Annotated in this window: 19 protein-coding genes; 9 read left to right on the top strand and 10 right to left on the bottom strand. The window is 57.4% G+C overall.

What is annotated here, in order from left to right; translation table 11 throughout:
- Nucleotides 1-250 precede the first annotated feature (250 nt).
- Together yhjD and CMQ96_RS05520 are read right to left on the bottom strand one after the other, a co-directional pair.
- Entirely contained in the window at nucleotides 251-1,282 is a 1,032-nt protein-coding gene (yhjD, locus tag CMQ96_RS05525; protein ID WP_004134249.1) for an inner membrane protein YhjD, read from the bottom strand.
- A gap of 250 nt (nucleotides 1,283-1,532) precedes the next feature.
- Complete coding sequence (locus tag CMQ96_RS05520; RefSeq protein WP_024359777.1) at nucleotides 1,533-2,432, bottom strand: LysR family transcriptional regulator; 900 nt, start codon at nucleotides 2,430-2,432, stop codon at nucleotides 1,533-1,535.
- Between the two features lie 119 nt (nucleotides 2,433-2,551).
- Between CMQ96_RS05520 and CMQ96_RS05515 the strand changes: the two genes are divergently transcribed.
- Both CMQ96_RS05515 and CMQ96_RS05510 read left to right on the top strand, forming a co-directional pair.
- Complete coding sequence (locus tag CMQ96_RS05515; RefSeq protein WP_098066176.1) at nucleotides 2,552-3,310, top strand: SDR family NAD(P)-dependent oxidoreductase; 759 nt, start codon at nucleotides 2,552-2,554, stop codon at nucleotides 3,308-3,310.
- 359 nt (nucleotides 3,311-3,669) lie between these two features.
- On the top strand, nucleotides 3,670-4,278 hold the full coding sequence (locus CMQ96_RS05510) for a DNA-binding response regulator (RefSeq protein WP_098066170.1): 609 nt from the start codon (nucleotides 3,670-3,672) through the stop codon (nucleotides 4,276-4,278).
- On the opposite strand, the gene CMQ96_RS05505 is transcribed toward CMQ96_RS05510, so the two are convergent.
- The 4 genes from CMQ96_RS05505 to CMQ96_RS05490 all read right to left on the bottom strand — a co-directional run bounded on the left by CMQ96_RS05505 (nucleotide 4,275) and on the right by CMQ96_RS05490 (nucleotide 8,442).
- Nucleotides 4,275-4,703 carry a lysozyme gene (locus CMQ96_RS05505; RefSeq protein WP_024359780.1) on the bottom strand — a complete coding sequence of 143 codons (429 nt, stop codon included), beginning with the start codon at nucleotides 4,701-4,703 and terminating at the stop codon, nucleotides 4,275-4,277. The genes CMQ96_RS05510 and CMQ96_RS05505 overlap by 4 nt on opposite strands.
- A 75-nt stretch (nucleotides 4,704-4,778) precedes the next feature.
- Entirely contained in the window at nucleotides 4,779-5,306 is a 528-nt protein-coding gene (locus CMQ96_RS05500) for a GNAT family N-acetyltransferase (protein WP_024359781.1), read from the bottom strand.
- 68 nt (nucleotides 5,307-5,374) lie between these two features.
- Nucleotides 5,375-7,027: an alpha,alpha-trehalase gene (locus tag CMQ96_RS05495; protein ID WP_004134262.1), complete on the bottom strand. Its 1,653-nt coding sequence runs from the start codon at nucleotides 7,025-7,027 to the stop codon at nucleotides 5,375-5,377.
- Nucleotides 7,028-7,293: 266 nt separating this feature from the next.
- Nucleotides 7,294-8,442, bottom strand: coding sequence for an iron-containing alcohol dehydrogenase (locus CMQ96_RS05490; protein ID WP_004134263.1), 1,149 nt, complete (start codon nucleotides 8,440-8,442; stop codon nucleotides 7,294-7,296).
- A 121-nt stretch (nucleotides 8,443-8,563) separates the two neighbouring features.
- Between CMQ96_RS05490 and CMQ96_RS05485 the strand changes: the two genes are divergently transcribed.
- Nucleotides 8,564-9,187, top strand: a complete 624-nt coding sequence (locus tag CMQ96_RS05485) for a glutathione S-transferase family protein (RefSeq protein ID WP_004134265.1) — start codon at nucleotides 8,564-8,566, stop codon at nucleotides 9,185-9,187.
- A gap of 51 nt (nucleotides 9,188-9,238) precedes the next feature.
- Here CMQ96_RS05485 and gorA read toward each other — a convergent pair whose 3' ends face one another.
- Together gorA and CMQ96_RS05475 are read right to left on the bottom strand one after the other, a co-directional pair.
- Nucleotides 9,239-10,591, bottom strand: a complete 1,353-nt coding sequence (gene gorA / locus CMQ96_RS05480; protein WP_024359784.1) for a glutathione-disulfide reductase — start codon at nucleotides 10,589-10,591, stop codon at nucleotides 9,239-9,241.
- A gap of 71 nt (nucleotides 10,592-10,662) precedes the next feature.
- Nucleotides 10,663-11,505 carry a 23S rRNA (adenine(2030)-N(6))-methyltransferase RlmJ gene (locus tag CMQ96_RS05475; RefSeq protein ID WP_017145277.1) on the bottom strand — a complete coding sequence of 281 codons (843 nt, stop codon included), beginning with the start codon at nucleotides 11,503-11,505 and terminating at the stop codon, nucleotides 10,663-10,665.
- 185 nt (nucleotides 11,506-11,690) lie between these two features.
- On the opposite strand from CMQ96_RS05475, the gene CMQ96_RS05470 reads away from it, so the two are divergent.
- Nucleotides 11,691-12,962 (top strand): phosphatase PAP2 family protein, encoded by a 1,272-nt coding sequence (locus CMQ96_RS05470; protein WP_098066167.1) that lies wholly within the window; start codon nucleotides 11,691-11,693, stop codon nucleotides 12,960-12,962.
- 159 nt (nucleotides 12,963-13,121) lie between these two features.
- On the opposite strand, the gene envZ is transcribed toward CMQ96_RS05470, so the two are convergent.
- Both envZ and ompR read right to left on the bottom strand, forming a co-directional pair.
- Complete coding sequence (gene envZ / locus CMQ96_RS05465) at nucleotides 13,122-14,483, bottom strand: two-component system sensor histidine kinase EnvZ (protein WP_024359787.1); 1,362 nt, start codon at nucleotides 14,481-14,483, stop codon at nucleotides 13,122-13,124.
- Complete coding sequence (gene ompR, locus CMQ96_RS05460; protein ID WP_001157751.1) at nucleotides 14,480-15,199, bottom strand: two-component system response regulator OmpR; 720 nt, start codon at nucleotides 15,197-15,199, stop codon at nucleotides 14,480-14,482. Before ompR ends, envZ begins: the two co-directional genes overlap by 4 nt.
- A 237-nt stretch (nucleotides 15,200-15,436) precedes the next feature.
- Between ompR and greB the strand changes: the two genes are divergently transcribed.
- From greB to feoC, 5 genes are all read left to right on the top strand, one after another.
- Entirely contained in the window at nucleotides 15,437-15,910 is a 474-nt protein-coding gene (greB, locus tag CMQ96_RS05455) for a transcription elongation factor GreB (protein WP_004134279.1), read from the top strand.
- Nucleotides 15,911-16,011: 101 nt separating this feature from the next.
- Nucleotides 16,012-18,342 carry a Tex family protein gene (locus CMQ96_RS05450; protein WP_024359788.1) on the top strand — a complete coding sequence of 777 codons (2,331 nt, stop codon included), beginning with the start codon at nucleotides 16,012-16,014 and terminating at the stop codon, nucleotides 18,340-18,342.
- Nucleotides 18,343-18,752: 410 nt separating this feature from the next.
- Entirely contained in the window at nucleotides 18,753-18,980 is a 228-nt protein-coding gene (gene feoA, locus CMQ96_RS05445) for a ferrous iron transporter A (protein WP_004126281.1), read from the top strand.
- A gap of 27 nt (nucleotides 18,981-19,007) precedes the next feature.
- The gene (gene feoB, locus CMQ96_RS05440) at nucleotides 19,008-21,326 is read left to right on the top strand and encodes a Fe(2+) transporter permease subunit FeoB (RefSeq protein ID WP_004134283.1); all 2,319 of its coding nucleotides are present in this window, start codon (nucleotides 19,008-19,010) and stop codon (nucleotides 21,324-21,326) included.
- A gap of 9 nt (nucleotides 21,327-21,335) precedes the next feature.
- Nucleotides 21,336-21,572: a [Fe-S]-dependent transcriptional repressor FeoC gene (feoC, locus tag CMQ96_RS05435; protein WP_004134286.1), complete on the top strand. Its 237-nt coding sequence runs from the start codon at nucleotides 21,336-21,338 to the stop codon at nucleotides 21,570-21,572.
- Nucleotides 21,573-21,776 lie beyond the last annotated feature (204 nt).

Here is a 21,776-nt window from a genome sequence, read left to right as displayed (position 1 = left end):
GAACGAAAGGCCATATAGCCACAGCCTTGGGGACATTTCAATCTGTAACAAGGGGCGGGGGAGGTTAAAAAATAGGCAAAAAGTGAATAATTTCTGTGCCAGAAAAATAACTTCTATGAAATGCTTCACATAATTCAAATAATGGTCAATAAAACCAGGTTTAGGTTAAATAAAAGTTACATGTTGGATTTATATGCTGAAATGCCAGGTTGGGCTGAATTTTGCGTCTTTTATTCAGCCCAATAATGATTTAGTCGTGGGCTTTACCCGGCATCCGGCGGTCGTCTTTATATTCGGCGGTGGCAATCCATGCGGCGCAGAACAGCGTCAGGCGGGCAAAGAAATAGAAGAAGGCCATTATCCCCAACACCGAGCCGAACGCCGCCCCGGAGGGGGATTTCACCAGCGCCGGCAGCGTCCAGGTCATGATGATTTTGATTATCTCAAAGCCGACGGCCGCAATCAGAGTGCCGCGAATCAGCGCCTTGCGGCGAGGGCGGTGGCGCGGGAGCCGCCAGAAAATCCAGAAAAACAGCAGATAGTTAGCGAAGATGGAAATCGCCAGGCCAATCAGCCGCCACGCCGGTTTCAGCCACTCAATGTAATCAAGGTAAAGCGCCGAGATAATCATCTGCTGGGCCGAGCCGGCGATGGAGGTGATCGACAAGGTAATGACCAGCGCCACCAGCAGGCCGATCAGCGAGATAAAGTCGCGGAAATATTTGACCCAGATTTTCTCCTGATCCTGCGGCGTGCGCTCCCAGACGTCGCGCGACTGGGCGCGGATGGCCTCACGCAGGTTGCCCATCCAGTTAATGCCGGAGTAGAGCGCCACCAGCAGGCCGACGATACCGACGGCGGTACGCTGCTGTACGGCGGTATTGATGGTATTTTTCAGCGTTGCCGCCAGCGTCGGGTCGCTAACGTTCAGCAGGATTTTATCGAAGATGTCCTGTAGCAGCGTGGGATGCGAGGCGAGAACAAAACCGGCGGCCGCAAAAGAGACCATCAGAATTGGGATCATCGATAAAAACGAGAAGTAGGTGATTGCCGCGCCAAACTGATTACCCAGCCTGTCGTTAAAGCGCTCCGCGGCGCGGATGATATGGGCGACCATATGGTTACGCTGAACTTTTTCCGCCGTTCCGGTGACGCTTTTCAGCGCCTGGTTGGCTTTTTTCGCCACGGTAGAGTCGTTTATCGCAGCCATCGCGCTTTTGTTTTTATCCGGCTGCTGGCCCGGATCCTCGGTTGGGCGTTGAGCGTCGTTTTCCGGCGTCATAAATTATTTCTTCCTTTTTTACAGCGGTATTCATCAAAATTATATACGTAAAATCGCGGATAAGGCGTACCGGGGCCATCGGGTCTATGAATCCGAGAGCGGTTGAAGCGCGCTCTTCTGCCATTGTCCAGGCCTGCGGGAAGTTGATAATGCAATGATATAGTTGATTTTTTATTCTTATTCAGGCCTCACCCGCCATCCGGCAGAAAATATCGGCACCCTCTCAAATACGGATTTTTCATCATGCGGACTAATCAACATAGTTTTTCATCATCCCGCCGAGCCACTCCATAAACAGATGTACCCGCCGCGAGAGATTACGCCGGTGCGGGTAAATGAGCGACACCGGCAGCGGTTCGGCGCGGTAGTGGGGAAGAATTTCGATCAGTTCGCCGGTGCGCAGCATTTCGCGAACGCCTATCCGTGGAACCTGAATAATCCCCAGTCCGGCCAGACACGACGCCTGATAGGTCTCGGTACTATTGACCGTAAGCACGCCGCCCGCTTTAACCCAGCGAACCGCGCCATCGCTGACCACTTCAAATCCGAGCGGACGAACGCCCAGATTGCTGGCGTAGTGGATCAGCGCATGATCCGCGAGATCGTCCAGCGACTGCGGATAGCCAAAGCGCGTCAGGTACTGCGGACTGGCGCAGTTAATTTGCGTGAGCTTGCCTAGCGGCCGCGCGATCAGCCCGGAATCTTTCAGCGTACCGACGCGCACCACGCAGTCAAAGCCCTCGCGGACCACGTCGACTAACCGATCGCTGCTGCTGAGCTCCAGTTCGATGCCCGGATACTGCTGCAAAAACGCCGGCAGCTGCGGAATGACCAGCTTTTTCGCCACTGCGACGGGCATATCAACCCGCAGACGCCCGCTGATGCTGGAGGGGTCGAGCTGAAACATACCGTCGAGCTCTTCAAGATTGCTCAGCAGGTCTCTGGCTCGTTCGTAGTAGACCATGCCGTCCTGGGTCAGCTGCACCCGGCGGGTCGTGCGGTGCAGCAGGCGAGCGCCAAGGTGGCTCTCGAGCGCCTGAATCTGGCGCGATACGCTCCCTTTCGGCAGGCCAAGGGTGTCGGCGGCGCGGGAAAAACTTTCCAGCTCCGCTACCCTAATGAACAGCTGCATTGCGTGAATTTTATCCATCCCGGCGGCCTATTGTTGTTCTTCGGGAAACAGTAAAACGTAATTTGCCATATTTATTGTTTTTATAGCAGCTAATAAGCTCTTTAACTCTGCAAATGCAACCGAGAAGGGGTTTTCTGATGATACAACGTATCGCTTTAGTCACCGGCGGCAGCCGTGGATTGGGAAAAAACGCCGCATTGAAGCTGGCTGCGAAGGGAACTGATATTATTCTGACCTGGCGCAGCAACCAGCAGGCTGCGCTGGACGTGGTGGCTGAAATTGAGCGAACGGGCGTGAAAGCCGCGGCATTACCGTTAAACGTCGGTGATGTCGGCAGTTTCGACGCTTTTGCTCAGCAGGTGGCGGAGGTGCTGCAGGAGCGCTGGAAACGGGATACCTTCGACTATTTATTGAACAATGCCGGAATCGGTCTGAATATTCCTTTTGCTGAAACCAGCGAAGCGCAGTTTGATGAATTAATGAACATCCAGTTTAAGGGGCCGTTCTTCCTCACCCAACGCCTGCTGCCGTTATTGCAGGACGGGGGGCGGATCCTCAATGTTTCCAGCGGGCTGGCGCGTTTTGCTCTGCCGGGCTACGCGGCCTATGCCTCAATGAAAGGCGCGATGGAGGTGCTGACGCGCTATCAGGCGAAGGAGCTAGGGGCACGCGGAATTTCGGTCAATATCATCGCGCCTGGCGCGATTGAAACCGATTTTGGCGGCGGCGTCGTAAGGGATAACGCTCAGGTGAATCAGCATATTGCCGCGCAAACGGCGCTGGGAAGAGTAGGGCTTCCGGATGATATTGGCGATGCCATCGCCGCGCTACTGAGCGATGACCTGCGCTGGATGAACGCCCAGCGCGTAGAAGTGTCAGGCGGGATGTTTTTGTGATCGAGCGCCCCGCCATCGATGATGGCGGGGCAACGCGCATTTCATGCGTTTTCTTACTCCGTAACATACATTCCTGATTTTGCCATCGCCTGCGTTTCCGGGTTCGTTTAAAATAGAAAAATTAATATTGTGTTTATTCTTTTCTTGCCCGGTAATTAAGGATTTCCTTAATTTAAGTGTAATAATTATTGTGAATGAGTAATGGTATCAACAAGGCCTGTAACTATTCATTGTTATGATATTTAGTTAATTCTCTCTATCGGTAAAATGCCCCGGGCCAAACAGCGAGCGCTTATTTTACTTGCTGATATTCCCCTCCCCCTGATTAAATCGGGCATTTCTTTGATGGAGATAAATCCATGCAGGTAATCATGTTTGACAGGCAGTCGATATTTATTCATGGCATGAAAATTGGCCTTCAGCAATACATTCCCGAAATTGATCTTTTTGGCACCTGTCAGCCTGAACAGCTCTGGCAGATGCTGACGGCGCACCCTGACGCGCTGCTCATTCTGGATGGTGATATGCACAGCGAGTTTTGTTGTTGGTTGTTGCAGGAAAAACAGCTTCGCTTCCCGCAATCTCAGGTACTGCTGACTGTTTCTGACAATAATAAGAGCTGGCTACAGCGCGCGCTGCCTTACAATGTGCGGGGCATCGTGCAACGCGAGGAAGGTTTGCAAACTTTCGCTCAGGCGATCAACAGCGTCCTGCTGGGACTGCTCCGTCTACCGAGCGATTGGCTAATGACGGCGGAAGCGCGGGATAATAAATGGGTTCATTTAAGCCAGCGCCAGCGTGAGGTTTTACAGCTGCTGGCCGCCGGTGATTCAAATAAAGAGATTAGCCGTACGTTAAATATTAGCGTCGGCACGGTAAAGGCCCATCTTGAGTCGCTCTATCGCCGGCTTAACGTGAAGAATCGTACCCAGGCGGCGATGATTTTTAATAGCATTAGCGAAACTTAATCGGTGCAGGCTTTGAATCGTGCGCACTCTTCGCGCCGCTGTTCGCGGCCGCTGCGAATATTTCCCCATGCGTTCAACGCTTCAGCGAACCGCTGATGGTTAAGATGGGTCAAAACAATATTAAGCGCCGGAGACGCCGCCCCGCAGCTAAAGGCTAAAGAGACCAGCGCATCATATTGCGCTTGATTAAGCGTAACCCGCAGGCTGCGCTTAAGCTCGCGCTGGCATTGCAGTAGATCCACAGTAAGTAAGGTCTCCGCGACCTCGCGCGTGAAGTGGCTGAACGTTTCATAGTCGTTGAGAACATGGCCGTAGCCAATCACGCGCAGGCCGCTTTCGTCCCGATAGGGGACGAGCGCTAATCCCTGGGCGCGCTTAATAAACTCAAGGCCCTGCAGGCTTAGCGGCGGTATCGTTGGGGACATTTATTGCCTTCCTCTGTTGTCGGCCTGTAGTGTAGAGGAAAAGCCCGTCGCCCCCTATTCGCCAGATGGCCCAGGCTAGTTGTAATCGCGGCGCAGCAGGCCAAAAAGCCAATCGTTGTGCCAGCGACCGTTGAGCCAGTAGCATTCGCGTAGCTCGCCTTCCTGGTGAAAACCCACCTTCTGGAGCAGATTTTTGGATGCCAGGTTGCCCGCGGTGACGGTTGCCGTAAGCCGCCGGATGCCGCCCGTGGAGAAGGCGTAATCGCATAGCGCGCGCAGAGATTCATAGCCGTAACCCTTGCCCTGTGCATGGGGAGCGAACAGAAAACCCGCTTCAGCGCTGTCGGGGGCATGGTGATGATAACCGGTGAGGCCAAGGGGGGCGTGGGTATAGCGGTCGCGTACCACCAGGCACAGCCAGTGGGTCGCCCCCGGCGACCACGCGGGAAGCCGCGAATCAAAAGCGTCGCGAATTTCCGCTACCGGGCGAGGATCCGCGACGTAGAGCATGACCTGGGGGTCTTGCTGTAGGCTGAGAAAAAAGGGCCAGTCGTCAAGCTGCAGCGGCGAGCAGCGCAGGCGTGGGGTAACCAGTTCAGGCATGGCAAGAGTTCCGGCGAAAGTCGATGCCATGAACATAGCAGGACATCGACCCCGGGAATAGCGCGCTTTTACAACGGCTCGCCGTACAGGCCGATAAGCCGGCGCACCACGCCGTTGGTCCAGCCGAAGCCGTCCTGGAGGGGATATTCACCCCCTCCGCCTTCGTGGGGCGTGGCGCTGGCGATATGGTACTTTTCAATCAGCTTGTAGTGCTGTTTATAGTAATGATTCACCGTTTGCAGCCAGCTCTGCGCTATCTCATCGCCGAGCGGATCCTGGCCGTACATTTTAAAACCCTGTACCGCCATCCACTGCAGCGGCGCCCAGCCGTTGGGTTTATCCCACTGTTCGCCGCTTTCATATTCGGTCGCCATAATACCGCCCGGAGTGAGCAGACGGGCGCGTACCGCGTCGGCGAGCCTGTCGGCCTGTTCATGGGTCGCCATGCCGACGTAGAGCGCGACGATGCTGGCGGCGGAAAACAGCGCCAGCTGCTCGCGGCGCCAGTCGTAATCGCGAAAACAGCCGCTCTCGTCATCCCACAGATAGCGGGTCACCGCCGCCCGGCGGTCGCTGGCCTTCTGGCGAAACGCGGCCTCTGTTTCCCGATCGCCCTTGAGGCCGGAGAGGTTGGCGATGGTGTTCTCCAGCTTGAACAGGAAGGCGTTCAAATCAATGGGGATAAACTGGGTGGTACGGATGCTCGCCAGCCGGGTGATATCGCGCAGCCAGCGGCTGGAGTAGTCCCAGCCGGATTCCGCTCCGGCGCGCAGGTCGCGATAGACCTCGTTCGGCGGGCGGCCGGAGTGTTTTGCCGTTTCGACATCTTCCCGCCATGACTCATCGCGCGGCGTATCGCGATCGTCCCAGTAGCGGTTTAGCAGCGAGCCGTCCGGCATACGCACCACGTGGCGGTAGGCCTGATTGGGGATCAGCGATTCCGCGCCGTCCATCCAGAAGCTGTACTCCATCTGCAGATGGTCAAGGTACCGTTTAGCGCCGCGGACGCCATCTTCTTCAAACAGTTCAACCATCAATGCAAAGACCGGGGGCTGCGAGCGGCTGAGATAATAAGTGCGGTTGCCGTTGGGAATATGGCCGTAGATTTCAATCATCCACGCGAAGTTGTCGGCCATGCACTTCAGCAGATCTTCGCGGCCGCTTTCCGCCAGCCCCAGCATGGTGAAGTAGGAATCCCAGTAGTAGGTTTCGCTAAAACGGCCGCCGGGAACGATATATGACTGCGGCAGCGCCAGCAGCGACGACCAGGGAATATGATCCTGCGGCTCGCGGGTCAGCACGGGCCACAGGTTATCAATATGCTCTTTTAACGATCGATTAGGATCGGAGACGTAATCCTCGGCGCGGCTATCCGGCAGCCAAAAGTGATCTTCAACGAACTGGCGGAGATCGAATCCGGGAGTGCGCCTTACGCGACGGTAGTGAATCAAAATATCCAGCGGGTCCTGCTTCGGCGCGCAGTCAGGGAAGGTTTTGCTATCGGCGAAAATGCGTGACTTCTGGACGTGAGCGAACAGTTCCAGATAGCGATCGGCAGGGGTCAGGGCATCCGAGGCGGGCAGCCCTTCAATGATCTCCGGTTCGGGTTCGGCGTCGAACATTTCATCCAGCTTTAACTCATACGGATCGGCTTCGTAGCACGGATCGTTTTCGATCCTGAGCTCATCGTCATCAACGTTGCGTAATTTCTGGCTGAACATAGTGGTACGGACCTCCGGATTGCGTCAGTAGAGGATGCCGGGCGCGCCCGACCTGTCTATTAAGCTTAGACATTCGCAGCGGGAAACGAAAAGAGAAGTGTGCGGTAGATCACGCTTTGTTCTAAGCCTTCAGCTCGAGGTTTCTGCTTTAACTATTTGACCTGGCGCATTAAAACCATTTTAACCGCTTCGTATTGCGCCAAAAAATTCGGAGATTTCGTTTTGCAACAAAATCTAAATTTCCGGGCGCTTTAGCAATAAAGCCATTACTCCCACGCGGCTTCCAGCATCTCCAGCAGCTGCTCGCTGGTCAGCATGACCGGGTTAGCCTTCATCGATGATGAACTGCTGGCGGCGAGGGCCGCGGGTTCCAGCGCTTCGCGGGGGACGCCGAGCTCGCGCAGGTTGCCCAGCCCGGCGCGCTGGCTCCACTCGCGCAGGCTCTCCCAGGCGTTGTTCGGGTCGACGTCCAGCCCCGCCGCCAGCCACTGGCGTACGTCGGCAAAGCGCTGGCGGATTTTTTCGTCGCTAACCTGGGTTTCATTGAGCGCCAGGCCGAAGGGAAGCAGGCTGCCGCAAAGCGCGCCGTGGGCGGCGTTGCTCAGACCGCCTAAGGGGCCTGCCAGACCGTGAATCACGCCGAGGCCGGCGTTGGCTAACGCCAGTCCGCCGCACAGGCTGACCCATGCCATCTCATCGCGGCTATCCGGGCACTCTTTTATCATCAGCGTTCTGAGCGCTTTGATGCCGCGCGGGATCGCCTCCCGGCAGAGCGCGTCGGTAAACGGATTGGCGCGGGCGCACAGCCACGGCTCAATCACCTGGGTGATGGCGTCAAGACCGGAGGCTAAGGTCACCGCGCGCGGCGCGTTGTCGGTGAGCGACGGGTCGATAATCGCCAGATCCGGCAGCATGCGGTCATCGCGCAGGCTGACTTTACGCTGCTGTTCAGGGACGTTGATCACCGCGTTCTTTGTGACTTCCGCCCCGGTACCGGCCGTGGTGGGAATGGCGACGAACGGCAGCGGATTGGCCTCTAACAGGCGCCCGGAGCCCACCACTTCCAGATATTCAATCGCGGGTCCCTGAGCGGGCACCAGCGCCGCAATGGCTTTGCCCGCATCAATGACCGCGCCGCCGCCGAGGCTGACCACCGCCCCGACGCCTTTTTCCCGCGCCAGACGAACGCCCCGTTCAATGTCCTGCAGGCTGGGTTCATGGGCGATAGAGAGCGTAGTGACGTGCAGCTGGCGCGCGTGGAGTTCGCTTAACAAAAACTCTGCGCGCGTCAGGCTGGCGCCGTGAACCAGCAGTATCTGTGCGCAACGTCCGGCGAGCCAGGGCGCAGCGCTACAAGCAAGGCCGCGCCCAAAGCGGATATTGCCCGGCGTTAAAACGTTAAAAGAGGTCAGCATGTCGGATAACCTGTTCTGGAGAAAAATCCTGCAATCCACTATACACATTATCCGGGTGTACATGCGTCGCCGATGCAGTATTGTGAAACAACCATCTCTTTTGATTGAGGAATTGCTGACAATGCTAAAAATACTGGGCAAACGCTCATCAATTAACGTGCGTAAAGCGCTGTGGACCTGCGAGGAAGCGGGACTTGAGTATCAGCAGGAGGATTACGGCAGCGGGTTTCAGTCCATCGAGACGCCTGAGTTTCGCGCCCTTAACCCGAACAGTCTGGTACCCGTGCTGCTGGATGACGACTTTGTGCTGTGGGAGTCGAACAGCATCTGCCGCTACCTGGCGCGCAAAGCCGGGCGGGAAGACCTGCTCCCCACGGCGCCGCGGGCTGCCGCCGAGGTTGAGCACTGGATGGACTGGCAGGCAACGGAATTTAACACGGCCTGGCGCTACGCCTTTATGGGGCTGGTGCGCAAGGACCCGCGCTTCCAGGACCCGGCGGCTATCAAAGAGAGTATCGCCGCCTGGACCCGCTGCGTGCAGATCGTCAATACGCAGCTGCAGCAAACCGGGGCATGGGTCGCCGGTAGCGAGTTTACGCTGGCGGATATTGTCCTTGGCCTGTCTGTGCATCGCTGGAAAATGACGCCGTTCGCCCATCCTGAAATGGCGGAAGTGGAGCGCTGGTATATGGCGCTGAATCAGCGGCCGGCGTTTAAGCGCCACGGCAATAATGGCGTGGCGTAGAGATAAAAAAAGAAGCTCCTGAGAGCTTCTTTTTCATGCGTGGTGCGCGTCTTAGCGCATGGTCACAAACTCTTCCGCCGCGGTTGGGTGGATTGCCACGGTATTGTCGAAGTCTTTCTTGGTTGCGCCCATTTTCAGCGCCACCGCGAAGCCCTGCAGCATCTCATCCATCCCGAAGCCGATACCGTGAATACCGACAATCTTCTCTTCCGGGCCGACGCAGACCAGCTTCATGCGGCACGGCTGGCGGTGTGAGGTCACGGCGGTATACATGGCGGTGAAAGAGGATTTATACACCTTCACCGCTTCATCGCCGTACTGCTCGCGCGCCTGCGGCTCGGTTAAGCCGACGGTGCCGATAGGCGGATGGCTGAACACCACGGTCGGGATGTTGCTATAGTCCAGATGTTCGTCCGGCTTGTTGTTAAACAGACGCTCGGAGAGACGACGGCCTGCGGCGACGGCGACCGGGGTCAGCTCGACGGCGCCGGTATTATCGCCGACGGCGTAAATACCCGGAACGTTGGTGTTCTGGAATTTATCGACCACGATATAGCCTTTATCGTTGGTTTTTACCCCGGTAGCAGCGAGGTTGAAGTTATCAGTCGCCGGTTCGCGACCGATCGCCCAAATCAGGCAGTCCACGGTCTGGCTGCGGCCGTCTTCCAGTTCCAGGGTCAGGCTGCCGTCGGCATTTTTAACCACCGCTTGCGGAATGGCGTTGGTGTGCAACTGCGGGCCTTCGGCGTTCATCACCTCAACCAGCGTTTCCACAATCAGCGGATCGAAGCTACGCAGCGGCGCGTGTTTACGCACGAACAGGTGCGTCTCCGCGCCCAGGCCGTTAATCACGCCCGCCAGCTCAACGGCGATATAGCCCGCGCCGACAACCGCAACGCGTTTCGGCAGCGCCGGCAGTTCGAAGAAACCATCGGAATCAATCCCGTATTCGACGCCGGGGATATTCGGATGGCTCGGGCGTCCGCCGGTGGCGATCAGAATATGATCGGCGGTTATCGTCTCGCCGTTCACTTCGATGGTTTTCGCATCGACAAAACGGGCGAAGCCTTTAATCACGTCGACCTTATTTTTGCCCAGCACGTTATCGTAGGAGGTGTGGATACGATCGATATAGGCGCTACGGCTGGCGACCAGTTTATCCCAGTCGAAGTGATTGATCGTGGTATCAAAACCGTAATCCGGGCCATACAGATGGATAGCTTCGCGAATCTGCGCCGCATGCCACATCACTTTCTTCGGTACGCAGCCGACGTTTACGCAGGTACCGCCCAGGTCTTTCGCTTCAATCAGCGCGCACTTCTGGCCGTACATAGCGGCACGGTTAATGGAGGCGATACCGCCGCTGCCGCCGCCAATGGCGATATAGTCATAATGCTTGCTCATGAGTCTTATCCTTAATGTCTGATTGGCGCGATTGTATACCTGAAATCAATAGTTTCCACCGATGACTGCGATTACTCAGGCACGATCCAACTGACGGTGGCATGGCCGATACCGGTCGGCACCAGCTTTTTATGCAGCCACGGCAGAACGTTGTTCATCTGCTGCTCCAGCTTCCACGGCGGGTTGATGACGATCATCCCGGAGGCGGTCATCCCGCGCTGGTCGCTGTCCGGGCGCACCGCCAGCTCGATTTGCAGAATTTTGCGAATGCCGGTGGCCTCTAACTCTTTGATCATGCGCTTAATCTGCGCCCGCAGCACCACCGGATACCACAGCGCGTAGGTGCCGGTGGCAAAGCGTTTGTAGCCTTCATGAATACCGGTCACGACCGCCTGGTAGTCGCTTTTGATTTCGTAAGGCGGGTCGATCAGCACCAGCCCACGGCGAGAAACCGGCGGCAGCTTAGACTTCAGCTGCTGATAGCCGTCGGTTTTTTCAACCCGGGCGCGGTCGTCTTTCTGAAACTCGGCGCGCAGCAGCGGAAAATCGCTCGGGTGCAGTTCGGTCATCTGCAGGCTGTCCTGCTCGCGCAGCAGCTGGCGGGCAATCAGCGGCGAGCCGGGGTAGTAGCGCAGCTGGCCGCTACGGTTGAAGTGCTGAACGACGGAGATATACGGCTCCAGCTCGGCGGGCAGGTCATCCTGCTGCCAGATGCGGGCGATGCCTTCGAGATATTCACCGGTACGTTCGGCGTGTTCGCTGCTCAGCTGATAGCGGCCAGCCCCGGCGTGGGTGTCCAGATAGAGAAACGGTTTTTCTTTCTCTTTGAGCGATTCAATGATCAGGCTCTGAACGGTGTGTTTAAGAACGTCGGCGTGGTTGCCTGCGTGAAAGCTATGACGATAACTGAGCATGGATACGGTGATTCCGGGATTTAGACAAGATTACCGATAGTTTACCGCAGATCGGCCTGGATTACCGCCGCGCTGTTTCCATTCCGCTTAAAGCGTTGCAAAACATAACCGTGTCATAAAAGCGTCAAACAGAGAGGCTAGCGTCACGTAAAGGCAAGGTAATTGTTTGAATAAAAGGAAAAATAATGAAAATGCAAATCACGCTTCTCGCAACGGTGCTCGTGCTGGCGCTGCCGGTACTGGCGAAAGAGGTCCCTTTGAACCAGGCGGCAACAATGGCCAACGCCGTGACGCCAGCCGCCGCCAGCCCGGCGTTTGACGCGCTGGAGAGCCAAAGCCTGTCGCAGCTGCGCAACGCGCTGAAGGGCGATGCGGCGACCCTGACTCGCGACCAGCTTGAACACGCCAGACAGAATAAAACCCAGGCGGATACCGCGTGGCTGAAGGCCAGCGGGTACGACTTTCAGACCAAAGCCAACCAGCAGGCGGGAATCGAGCTGCTCTCGGCGTTCACTGCGTTGCCGCAGGCGGTGATTGAGCAAAATCTGGCGACGGTCACCGCCATTAACCGCGATGCCGTACAGACCTCCCGCCATCAGGCGCTGGCGGATGCCGAGGGCATCAGCTATCTCTACTTCCTCAGCGATGCGCTGGGGCCGCGCCTCGGCAAAGCATTCCTCACCGCCTACGACAAAGGCGAGCTCGGTAAGGCGGCGGCGCTGATCAAAGCCTCTGAAGTGAGTACCGGGGCGGCGAAAAAGCACTTTAACAACCCGCGTCCGTTCCTGATTCAGGGCAATACCATCCATCTGGTGCCGGACGATGTGGTCGTTAAGGACAATAAGCCCTATACCGCAGACGGCGGCTCGTTTCCAAGCGGGCACACCAATACAGGCTATACCGACGCTCTGCTAATGGCGGAGATGATCCCGGAGCGCTTCGATGCGCTGGTTACCCGCGGCGCTCGCTATGGCTATTCGCGCATCGTGCTGGGCGTACACTATCCGCTGGACGTGATGGGCTCGCGGATGGTGGCGCAGCGCAACGTCGCCCACTATTTGAATGACGCGAAGTATCGCGGGCTGTTTAATGAGGCCCGCGACCAGCTGCGCGCCGCGCTGGAGAAGGAGTGCGGCACGACGCTGGCGGAATGCGCGAAGATGCCTGCGAAAGACGATCCGTATCGCGATCCGGCGATGAAGGCGTTTTATCGTTTCACCATGACCTACGATTTGCCGCAGCAGAAGGGTGAAAAACAGAGCCTGAAGGTGCCGCAAGGGGCTGAAGTGCTGCTGGAGGCTGCGCTGCCGAATCTGTCCGCCGCGCAGCGTCGGGCGCTGATGGTCAAAACGGCGCTGCCCGCAGGGTATCCGCTCTCCGGTGAGAATGACGCTCAGCAGTTCTGGCAGCGGCTGAATCTGCCGGCGGCGTATCAGATGGCGAATAAAGCGCATTAAACCTGAAGCAGTCCGGCAACGTCCCGGAGGCGGCGCTTGACGCGCCTTGTCCGGGCTACTGGTCCGCAGACGGTGGTGAGCTCGTAGCCCCGGTAAGGCGCGAGCCGCCGCCGGGCGGTTTTATGCGGGCGTACCGGATGAGGTTGGTTTAAGGCCGATCTAGCTCTCTTTGGTGGATTTTACCGCAGGCAGAGCGCGATTCATCGGCACCGGCAGCCAGGCGCGAATTAATAATCCGCCGCGTTCGCTGGAACCAAGTTCCAGCTTGCCGTTATGGTTATCGATGATGCGCTGAACGATAGCCAGGCCGAGGCCGGTTCCGCTAATCGTACGGGCGCTATCGCCGCGCACGAACGGCTGAAACAGATGCTCGCGCTGCTCTGGTTTAATCCCCGGACCGTCATCTTCCACCTGGAACCAGGCCCGGTTTCCCTCGCTGCCGCTGCTGACTTTAATCCAGCCGTTGCCGTAGCGGGCGGCGTTAACCACCATATTCGCCAGCGCGCGCTTGATGGAGAGCGGATGCACGCGCAGCGGGATCTCGCCCGGCTGCAGATCGGTGGCGATTTCTCGCTCGTAGCCGCTCTCCGCCGCAATCACTTCCCCCAGCACCGCGTTAAGGTCCGTCAGCTCCATCGGCATCTCCTGACCGGTGCGCAGGTAGTCGATAAACTGCTCAATAATGGCGTTACACTCTTCGATATCTTTATTAATCGATTCGGCGAGATAGCCGTCCTCTTCGCCCATCATCTCCGTCGCCAGACGAATACGCGTGAGAGGGGTGCGTAAATCATGGCTGACTCCGGCCATCAGCAGCGTACGGTCGTCCGCCAATTGCTTCACGCCAGCCGCCATATGGTTAAAAGCGCGGGTCACCGACCGCACTTCCGATGCGCCGTATTCGCGCAGCGGCGGGGGAATAATGCCTCGCCCGACCTGCAGCGCCGCGTGCTCCAGGTCGACCAGCGGTCGGTTCTGAATACGAATAAAGAGCCAGGCGCCGCCAATCGCCAGCAGCATGATGGCCAGGGTGTAGCGGAACAGCGGCGAGAAGTCGCCCTGGTGGATTTCGGTCAGCGGTACGCGCACCCAGATATTGGGGGAGAGCCAGGTTTTCAGCCACACCACGGGCGAGCTTTTATTCACTTCCACCCGCACTTCGGTCGGCCCGCCGAGCTGGTGCGCCATCTGCTGACTTAAGAATTCATAATGCTGCGCCCAGCGCAGGCCTGCGTCTTCCGCCGCTTCGTTGGAATAGAGCGAAATGCCCAGCTCGCGATAAATCTCGCGGCGAAACGCCGGGGGCACCACCAGTTGGGTGCCGTCTTCCAGCTGCAGTTTATCGGTCATCAGCATACGCACTTCGTAGGCCAGAACCTTATTAAACTGCTGGAGACTGGGCAGGATCGCGAAATTCAGCACCACTAAATAGGTCGTCACCAGGCTGGCGAACAGCAGGGTGACGATCAGTAACAGGGTGCGGGCAAACGAGCTTCGCGGCGAAAAGCGCACGCGTTTCATGCCTTAGAACCGTCCGGGACGAAAACGTAGCCCAGGCCCCAAACGGTCTGGATATAGCGTGGATGCGCCGGGTCTTCTTCCACCATGCGGCGCAGACGGGAGATTTGTACGTCGATGGAACGTTCCATGGCCGAATATTCACGGCCGCGGGCGAGGTTCATCAGCTTATCGCGGGATAATGGTTCGCGCGGATGGCTCACCAGCGCTTTCAGTACCGCGAATTCACCGCTGGTCAGCGGCATGGGTTCATCTTCACGGAACATCTCGCGGGTGCCGAGGTTCAGCTTGAACTTACCAAAGGCGATCACCGCCTCTTCCTGCGAAGGCGCGCCCGGCAGTTCATTAGCCTGGCGGCGCAGCACGGCGCGGATACGGGCCAGCAGCTCGCGCGGGTTGAACGGTTTTGGGATGTAGTCGTCGGCGCCGATTTCCAGGCCCACGATACGGTCAACTTCTTCCCCTTTCGCCGTGACCATGATGATCGGCATCGGGTTGCTCTGGCTGCGCAGGCGGCGGCAAATGGACAGGCCATCTTCGCCCGGCAGCATGAGATCCAGCACCATCAGGTGGAAGGATTCACGAGTCAGCAGGCGATCCATCTGTTCAGCGTTCGCCACGCTACGAACCTGGAAGCCCTGCTCGGTCAGATAACGTTCGAGTAGCGCGCGCAGGCGCATGTCGTCATCGACAACCAGAATCTTATAATTCTCTTGCATTGTTTATACTCCCAAAGGTTCACTGCAATTGTCAGTACGTATTCTCAAAAAAGCCCGGGTCGCCCACCAGCGAAATCTGGTATATATTCCAGGCTAAATTGTTACAAAGCATATTTAACAGCAGCTTAAGTATACATTTAAGCATAAGACACATTATTTATCCTGTTGCTATGATGACGTGCGACGAATTGTGCGCAGCATTGCACAAAGATTTGTAATCAGGAGCCGGAACCTTCGATGAAAACGCCGCTGATCACCCGTGAAGGGTATGAAAAACTGAAGAAAGAGATGGACACCCTGTGGCGCGAAGAACGTCCGGAAGTTACCAAAAAAGTGACCTGGGCGGCGAGCCTTGGCGACCGCAGCGAAAACGCCGACTATCAGTACAATAAAAAGCGCCTGCGTGAAATCGACCGCCGGGTGCGCTATCTGACCAAATGCCTCGAACAGCTGAAAATCGTCGATTATTCGCCGCAGCAGGAGGGGAAGGTTTTTTTCGGCGCGTGGGTGGAAATTGAAAACGATGCGGGCGAGACGAAGCGCTTTCGGATTGTCGGCTACGATGAAATCTTTGGCCGCAATGACTACATCTCCATTGATTCGCCAATGGCGCGCGCGCTGCTGAAAAAAGAGGTCGGCGATTTAGCTATCGTTAACACGCCCGCGGGCGAGGCGGCCTGGTATGTTAATGAAATTGAATACGTCAAATAAGCCCGGAACATTCCGAGAGGCTTGGGTCGTGGCTGGCATTTTACCGTGTCAGTCCGTATAACTATCCCCCTGATTTTTGATCCTAAAGATGAATTAAACCGATGATGAATGATTCGCTCTGCCGCATTATTGCGGGTGAACTTCAGGCCAGGGCTGAACAGGTAGAAGCTGCCGTTCGCCTGCTTGATGAAGGGAACACCGTGCCGTTTATCGCACGCTATCGTAAAGAAGTCACCGGCGGTCTGGATGACACGCAGCTGCGTAATCTGGAAACCCGCCTGGGTTATCTGCGTGAACTCGAAGATCGCCGTCAGGCAATCCTGAAGTCCATCGGTGAACAGGGCAAACTGACCGAGGCGCTGGAAAAAGCCATCAACGGGACCTTGAGTAAGACCGAACTCGAAGACCTCTACCTGCCGTACAAACCGAAGCGCCGCACCCGCGGGCAGATCGCCATTGAGGCCGGACTGGAGCCGCTGGCCGAGCTGCTGTGGAACGAACCGTCCCACGACCCGGAAACCGAAGCCGCCAAATATATCGACGCGGATAAAGGCGTCGCGGACAGCAAGGCCGCCCTCGACGGCGCGCGCTATATCCTGATGGAGCGCTTTGCGGAAGACGCCGCCCTGCTGGCGAAAGTGCGCGACTATCTGTGGAAAAACGCCCACCTGGTGGCGACCGTCGTCAGCGGTAAGGAAGAGGAAGGGGCGAAATTTCGCGACTACTTCGATCATCACGAACCGATCGCCACCGTGCCGTCGCACCGCGCGCTGGCGATGTTCCGCGGCCGCAATGAAGGCGTGCTGCAGCTCTCTTTAAACGCCGACCCGCAGTTCGACGAGCCGCCGAAAGAGAGTCACGGCGAGCAAATCATTATCGACCATCTCGGCCTGCGCCTGAACAACGCCCCGGCGGACAGCTGGCGTAAGGGCGTGGTGAGCTGGACGTGGCGCATCAAGGTGCTGATGCACCTCGAAACCGAACTGATGGGCACCGTACGCGAACGTGCGGAAGACGAAGCGATTAACGTCTTTGCCCGCAATCTGCACGACCTGCTGATGGCCGCTCCGGCCGGGCTGCGCGCCACCATGGGCCTCGATCCGGGTCTGCGCACCGGCGTGAAAGTCGCCGTCGTTGACGGCACCGGCAAGCTGGTGGCTACCGATACCATCTACCCGCATACCGGGCAGGCCGCTAAAGCGGCGGTGGCGGTTGCCGCGCTGTGTGAAAAGTACAACGTTGAGCTGGTGGCGATCGGCAACGGTACCGCTTCGCGTGAAACCGAGCGTTTCTTCCTCGACGTGCAGAAGCAGTTCCCGAAAGTGACCGCGCAAAAGGTTATCGTCAGCGAAGCGGGCGCGTCCGTGTATTCCGCCTCCGAACTGGCGGCGCTGGAGTTCCCGGATCTCGATGTTTCCCTGCGCGGCGCGGTCTCTATCGCCCGTCGTCTGCAGGACCCGCTGGCCGAGCTGGTGAAGATCGATCCGAAATCCATCGGCGTCGGCCAGTATCAGCACGATGTCAGCCAGACCCAGTTGGCGCGTAAGCTGGACGCGGTGGTGGAAGACTGCGTGAACGCCGTCGGCGTCGACCTGAATACCGCTTCCGTCCCGCTGCTTACCCGCGTCGCCGGTCTGACCCGCATGATGGCGCAGAATATCGTCTCCTGGCGCGATGAGAACGGTCAGTTCCAGAACCGCCAGCAGCTGCTGAAGGTGAGCCGTCTGGGGCCGAAAGCGTTTGAGCAGTGCGCGGGCTTCCTGCGCATCAACCACGGCGACAACCCGCTGGACGCCTCAACCGTGCACCCGGAAGCGTATCCGGTGGTGGAGCGCATTCTGGCGGCGACTCAGCAGGCGCTGAAAGATTTGATGGGCAACAGCAGCGAGCTGCGTAATCTGAAAGCCGTTGATTTCACTGATGATAAATTCGGCGTGCCGACGGTAACCGACATTATCAAAGAGCTGGAAAAACCGGGCCGCGACCCGCGTCCGGAGTTTAAAACCGCCCAGTTCGCCGATGGCGTAGAGACCATGAACGACCTGCTGCCGGGAATGATCCTCGAAGGCGCGGTGACCAACGTCACCAACTTCGGCGCGTTTGTCGATATCGGCGTTCACCAGGACGGCCTGGTGCATATCTCTTCCCTGTCGAATAAGTTCGTTGAAGATCCGCACACGGTGGTCAAAGCGGGCGATATCGTGAAGGTCAAAGTGATGGAAGTTGACCTGCCGAGGAAGCGTATCGCGCTGACGATGCGTCTGGACGAACAGCCTGGCGACAGCAACGCGCGCCGCGGCGGCGGAAACGATCGTCCTCAGGGCAACCGCCCGGCGGCGAAGGCCGCTAAACCTCGCGGTCGCGAGGCGCAGCCAGCGGGCAACAGCGCGATGATGGACGCGCTGGCGGCGGCAATGGGTAAAAAACGCTAATCTCTTTCCGGCCCCTTTTCTGAGGGGCCGTTTCTTCTCTGCTCTTCGCCATATTGCGCAAACAAGCATCAGTATTTTCTTATAACCTCTTAATAAGCGCGAATTACGGATAATGAGATTATTATTTTCATTTCATTAACCAATGACACCTTTATTAAACATTCGCGAAGCAGAAATAATGATTCTCTCTACGGTCGTGACAAAATAGAGTTTGCTCAATATCAACAAATGCTCAATTTCCTGTTTAAAAAAAGAATCGAGCGCATTATATGTATTGATGATAAAAACTATTCTCATTATCATTATTTCCATTGAGTATTTTTTATTCTTCGTTGGCTATGGACCCTGGCACCGCGTCTGCGGCGCATAGGGGAAACTCTCTTTCGGTTGGCGATACACAAGTAGGTCCTATGCAATTCACACCTGATAGTGCGTGGAAAATCACCGGCTTCTCCCGCGATATTAGTCCGGCATATCGGCAGAAGCTGCTGTCCCTCGGGATGCTGCCGGGTTCGTCTTTTAACGTGGTTCGCGTGGCGCCGCTCGGCGACCCTATTCATATTGAAACCCGACGCGTTAGCCTGGTATTACGTAAAAAGGATCTTGCGTTAATTGAGCTGGAAGCGGTTGCACAATAATGCCTGACCGGCACTAAGAGTATGAATATGAAAAAATTAACCCTTGGTTTAATTGGTAATCCAAATTCCGGGAAAACAACGCTGTTTAACCAGCTCACCGGCGCGCGCCAGCGTGTCGGGAACTGGGCGGGGGTGACCGTTGAGCGCAAAGAGGGCGGCTTCAACACCACCGATCATCAGGTCACGCTGGTAGACCTTCCGGGCACCTATTCCCTGACCACCATCTCCTCGCAAACCTCGCTGGATGAGCAGATTGCCTGCCACTATATTCTCAGCGGCGACGCCGACATGCTGATAAACGTGGTCGATGCGTCCAATCTGGAGCGTAACCTCTATCTGACGCTGCAGCTGCTGGAGCTCGGCATCCCCTGCGTGGTCGCGCTGAATATGCTCGATATCGCGGAAAAACAGAACATCCGCATCGATGTCGACGCGCTGGCCGCCCGCCTTGGATGCCCGGTAATCCCGCTGGTTTCTACCCGCGGGCGCGGTATCGAAGCCTTGAAAATGGCTATCGACCGCCATCAGCAAAATCAGGATATTGAACTGGTGCACTATCCGCGGCCGCTGCTGCGGGAGGCGGACAAGCTGGCGGAGATGATGGCCACGGACATTCCGCCGCGCCAGCGCCGCTGGCTGGGTTTACAGATGCTTGAAGGCGATATTTACAGCCGCGCCTTCGCCGGAGACGCCGCCCACAAGCTGGACGTAGCCCTGGCGCACCTGAGCGAAGAGCTGGATGACCCGGCGCTGCACATCGCCGATGCCCGCTACCAAAGCATTGCCGCCATTTGCGATGCGGTCAGTAATACCCTCACCGCCGAACCCAGCCGCTTTACCGCGGCGATGGATAAAGTGATCCTCAACCGCTTCCTCGGCCTGCCGGTCTTCCTGTTCGTCATGTATCTGATGTTCTTACTGGCGATTAATATTGGCGGCGCGCTGCAGCCTATTTTTGATGCCGGTTCCGTGGCTATCTTTATTCACGGTATACAGTGGATTGGCTATACCCTGCATTTCCCGGACTGGCTGACGGTATTCCTCGCCCAGGGGATTGGCGGGGGGATCAATACCGTGCTGCCGCTGGTGCCGCAGATCGGCATGATGTACCTGTTCCTCTCTTTCCTTGAAGACTCTGGCTATATGGCGCGGGCGGCGTTTGTGATGGACCGCCTGATGCAGGCGCTGGGTCTGCCGGGGAAATCCTTCGTGCCGCTCATCGTAGGTTTTGGCTGTAACGTCCCGTCGGTGATGGGCGCGCGTACGCTTGATGCGCCGCGCGAGCGTCTGATGACCATTATGATGGCGCCGTTTATGTCCTGCGGCGCGCGGCTGGCGATTTTCGCCGTCTTCGCCGCCGCCTTTTTCGGCCAGAACGGCGCGCTGGCGGTCTTCTCCCTGTACGTGCTGGGGATCGTGATGGCGATTGCGACCGGACTGATGCTGAAGCATACCATTATGCGCGGCGAAGCTTCGCCGTTCGTGATGGAGCTGCCGGTGTATCACGTTCCGCACGTGAAGAGCCTGCTTATCCAGACCTGGCAGCGCCTGAAAGGCTTCGTCCTGCGGGCGGGTAAAGTGATCGTTATCGTCAGTATCTTCCTCAGCGCCCTGAACAGCTTCTCGCTGAACGGTAAGATCGTCGATAATATCAATGACTCGGCGCTGGCGTCGGTCAGCCGGGTGATTACCCCGGTGTTTAAGCCGATTGGCGTACATGAGGATAACTGGCAGGCGACCGTCGGCCTGTTTACCGGCGCGATGGCGAAAGAAGTGGTGGTGGGGACGCTGAACACCCTCTACACCGCCGAAGATATCCAGAACGAAGCGTTTAATCCGCAGGCGTTTAGCCTCGGCGATGAGCTACTGGCCGCGGTGGATGAGACCTGGCAGAGCCTGAAAGACACGTTTAGCCTGAGCGTGCTGGCGAACCCCATCGAAGCCAGCAAGGGCGACGGCGAAATGGCAACCGGCGCGATGGGCGTCATGGGCAGCAAATTCGGCAGCGCCGCCGCGGCGTACAGCTACCTGATTTTCGTTCTGCTCTATATTCCCTGCATCTCGGTGATGGGGGCGATTGCCCGCGAGTCGAGCCGCGGCTGGATGATGTTCTCGGTCCTGTGGGGGCTGAATATCGCCTATTCGCTCTCTACGCTGTACTACCAGACCGTCAGCTTTAGCCAGCATCCGCGCTATAGTCTGGTGTGCATTCTGGCGGTAGTGCTGTTCAATATCGTGGTCTTTGGCCTGCTGCGCAGAGCGCGTAGCCGGGTGGACGTCTCCCTGCTGGCGACGCGCAAAACGCCGTCGTCCTGCTGCCAGAGTCCGGCTGGCGATTGTCACTAAGGAGCGATAATGGCGTCGTTAATTGATGTGCGCGATATGCTGGCCCTGCAGGGGAGGATGGACGCAAAGCAGCTCAGCGCCCGCCTGCAAGCGCCGCAGCCGTTGATCGACGCGATGCTGGGTCGTCTGGAAGCGATGGGTAAAGCGGTCAAAGTAACCGAAGATGCCGATGGCTGCCTCTCCGGCAGCTGTAAAAGCTGCCCGGAAGGCAAAGCCTGCCTGCGGGAGTGGTGGTCGCTGCGCTGATGGGTATGTAAAGGCTGGTTTCCCCGGATTGCGGCTAACGCCTTATCCGGGCTACGAGAGACAGTCTGGTAGCCCGGGTAAGGCGTTTACGCCGCGACCCCGGAGATTCGACCACAGATTGGTACGGTTTGGGGTGGGTAGCCCGGACAGGCGCAACGCGCCGCCTCCGGGAACTTGCTGCGGCATATACCGCAAGCGGGTCCC

Origin of the sequence: Klebsiella sp. MBT K-1, assembly GCF_002556465.1 — a bacterium.
Classification (GTDB): domain Bacteria; phylum Pseudomonadota; class Gammaproteobacteria; order Enterobacterales; family Enterobacteriaceae; genus Klebsiella; species Klebsiella grimontii.
This window is presented reverse-complemented; position numbering and strand designations above follow the sequence as displayed.

Coding starts and splice junctions, on each gene's coding strand:
- yhjD (WP_004134249.1), bottom strand. CDS start 1,282: ATGACGCCGGAAAACGACGCTCAACGCCCAACCGAGGATCCGGGCCAG.
- CMQ96_RS05520 (WP_024359777.1), bottom strand. CDS start 2,432: ATGGATAAAATTCACGCAATGCAGCTGTTCATTAGGGTAGCGGAGCTG.
- CMQ96_RS05515 (WP_098066176.1), top strand. CDS start 2,552: ATGATACAACGTATCGCTTTAGTCACCGGCGGCAGCCGTGGATTGGGA.
- CMQ96_RS05510 (WP_098066170.1), top strand. CDS start 3,670: ATGCAGGTAATCATGTTTGACAGGCAGTCGATATTTATTCATGGCATG.
- CMQ96_RS05505 (WP_024359780.1), bottom strand. CDS start 4,703: ATGTCCCCAACGATACCGCCGCTAAGCCTGCAGGGCCTTGAGTTTATT.
- CMQ96_RS05500 (WP_024359781.1), bottom strand. CDS start 5,306: ATGCCTGAACTGGTTACCCCACGCCTGCGCTGCTCGCCGCTGCAGCTT.
- CMQ96_RS05495 (WP_004134262.1), bottom strand. CDS start 7,027: ATGTTCAGCCAGAAATTACGCAACGTTGATGACGATGAGCTCAGGATC.
- CMQ96_RS05490 (WP_004134263.1), bottom strand. CDS start 8,442: ATGCTGACCTCTTTTAACGTTTTAACGCCGGGCAATATCCGCTTTGGG.
- CMQ96_RS05485 (WP_004134265.1), top strand. CDS start 8,564: ATGCTAAAAATACTGGGCAAACGCTCATCAATTAACGTGCGTAAAGCG.
- gorA (WP_024359784.1), bottom strand. CDS start 10,591: ATGAGCAAGCATTATGACTATATCGCCATTGGCGGCGGCAGCGGCGGT.
- CMQ96_RS05475 (WP_017145277.1), bottom strand. CDS start 11,505: ATGCTCAGTTATCGTCATAGCTTTCACGCAGGCAACCACGCCGACGTT.
- CMQ96_RS05470 (WP_098066167.1), top strand. CDS start 11,691: ATGAAAATGCAAATCACGCTTCTCGCAACGGTGCTCGTGCTGGCGCTG.
- envZ (WP_024359787.1), bottom strand. CDS start 14,483: ATGAAACGCGTGCGCTTTTCGCCGCGAAGCTCGTTTGCCCGCACCCTG.
- ompR (WP_001157751.1), bottom strand. CDS start 15,199: ATGCAAGAGAATTATAAGATTCTGGTTGTCGATGACGACATGCGCCTG.
- greB (WP_004134279.1), top strand. CDS start 15,437: ATGAAAACGCCGCTGATCACCCGTGAAGGGTATGAAAAACTGAAGAAA.
- CMQ96_RS05450 (WP_024359788.1), top strand. CDS start 16,012: ATGATGAATGATTCGCTCTGCCGCATTATTGCGGGTGAACTTCAGGCC.
- feoA (WP_004126281.1), top strand. CDS start 18,753: ATGCAATTCACACCTGATAGTGCGTGGAAAATCACCGGCTTCTCCCGC.
- feoB (WP_004134283.1), top strand. CDS start 19,008: ATGAAAAAATTAACCCTTGGTTTAATTGGTAATCCAAATTCCGGGAAA.
- feoC (WP_004134286.1), top strand. CDS start 21,336: ATGGCGTCGTTAATTGATGTGCGCGATATGCTGGCCCTGCAGGGGAGG.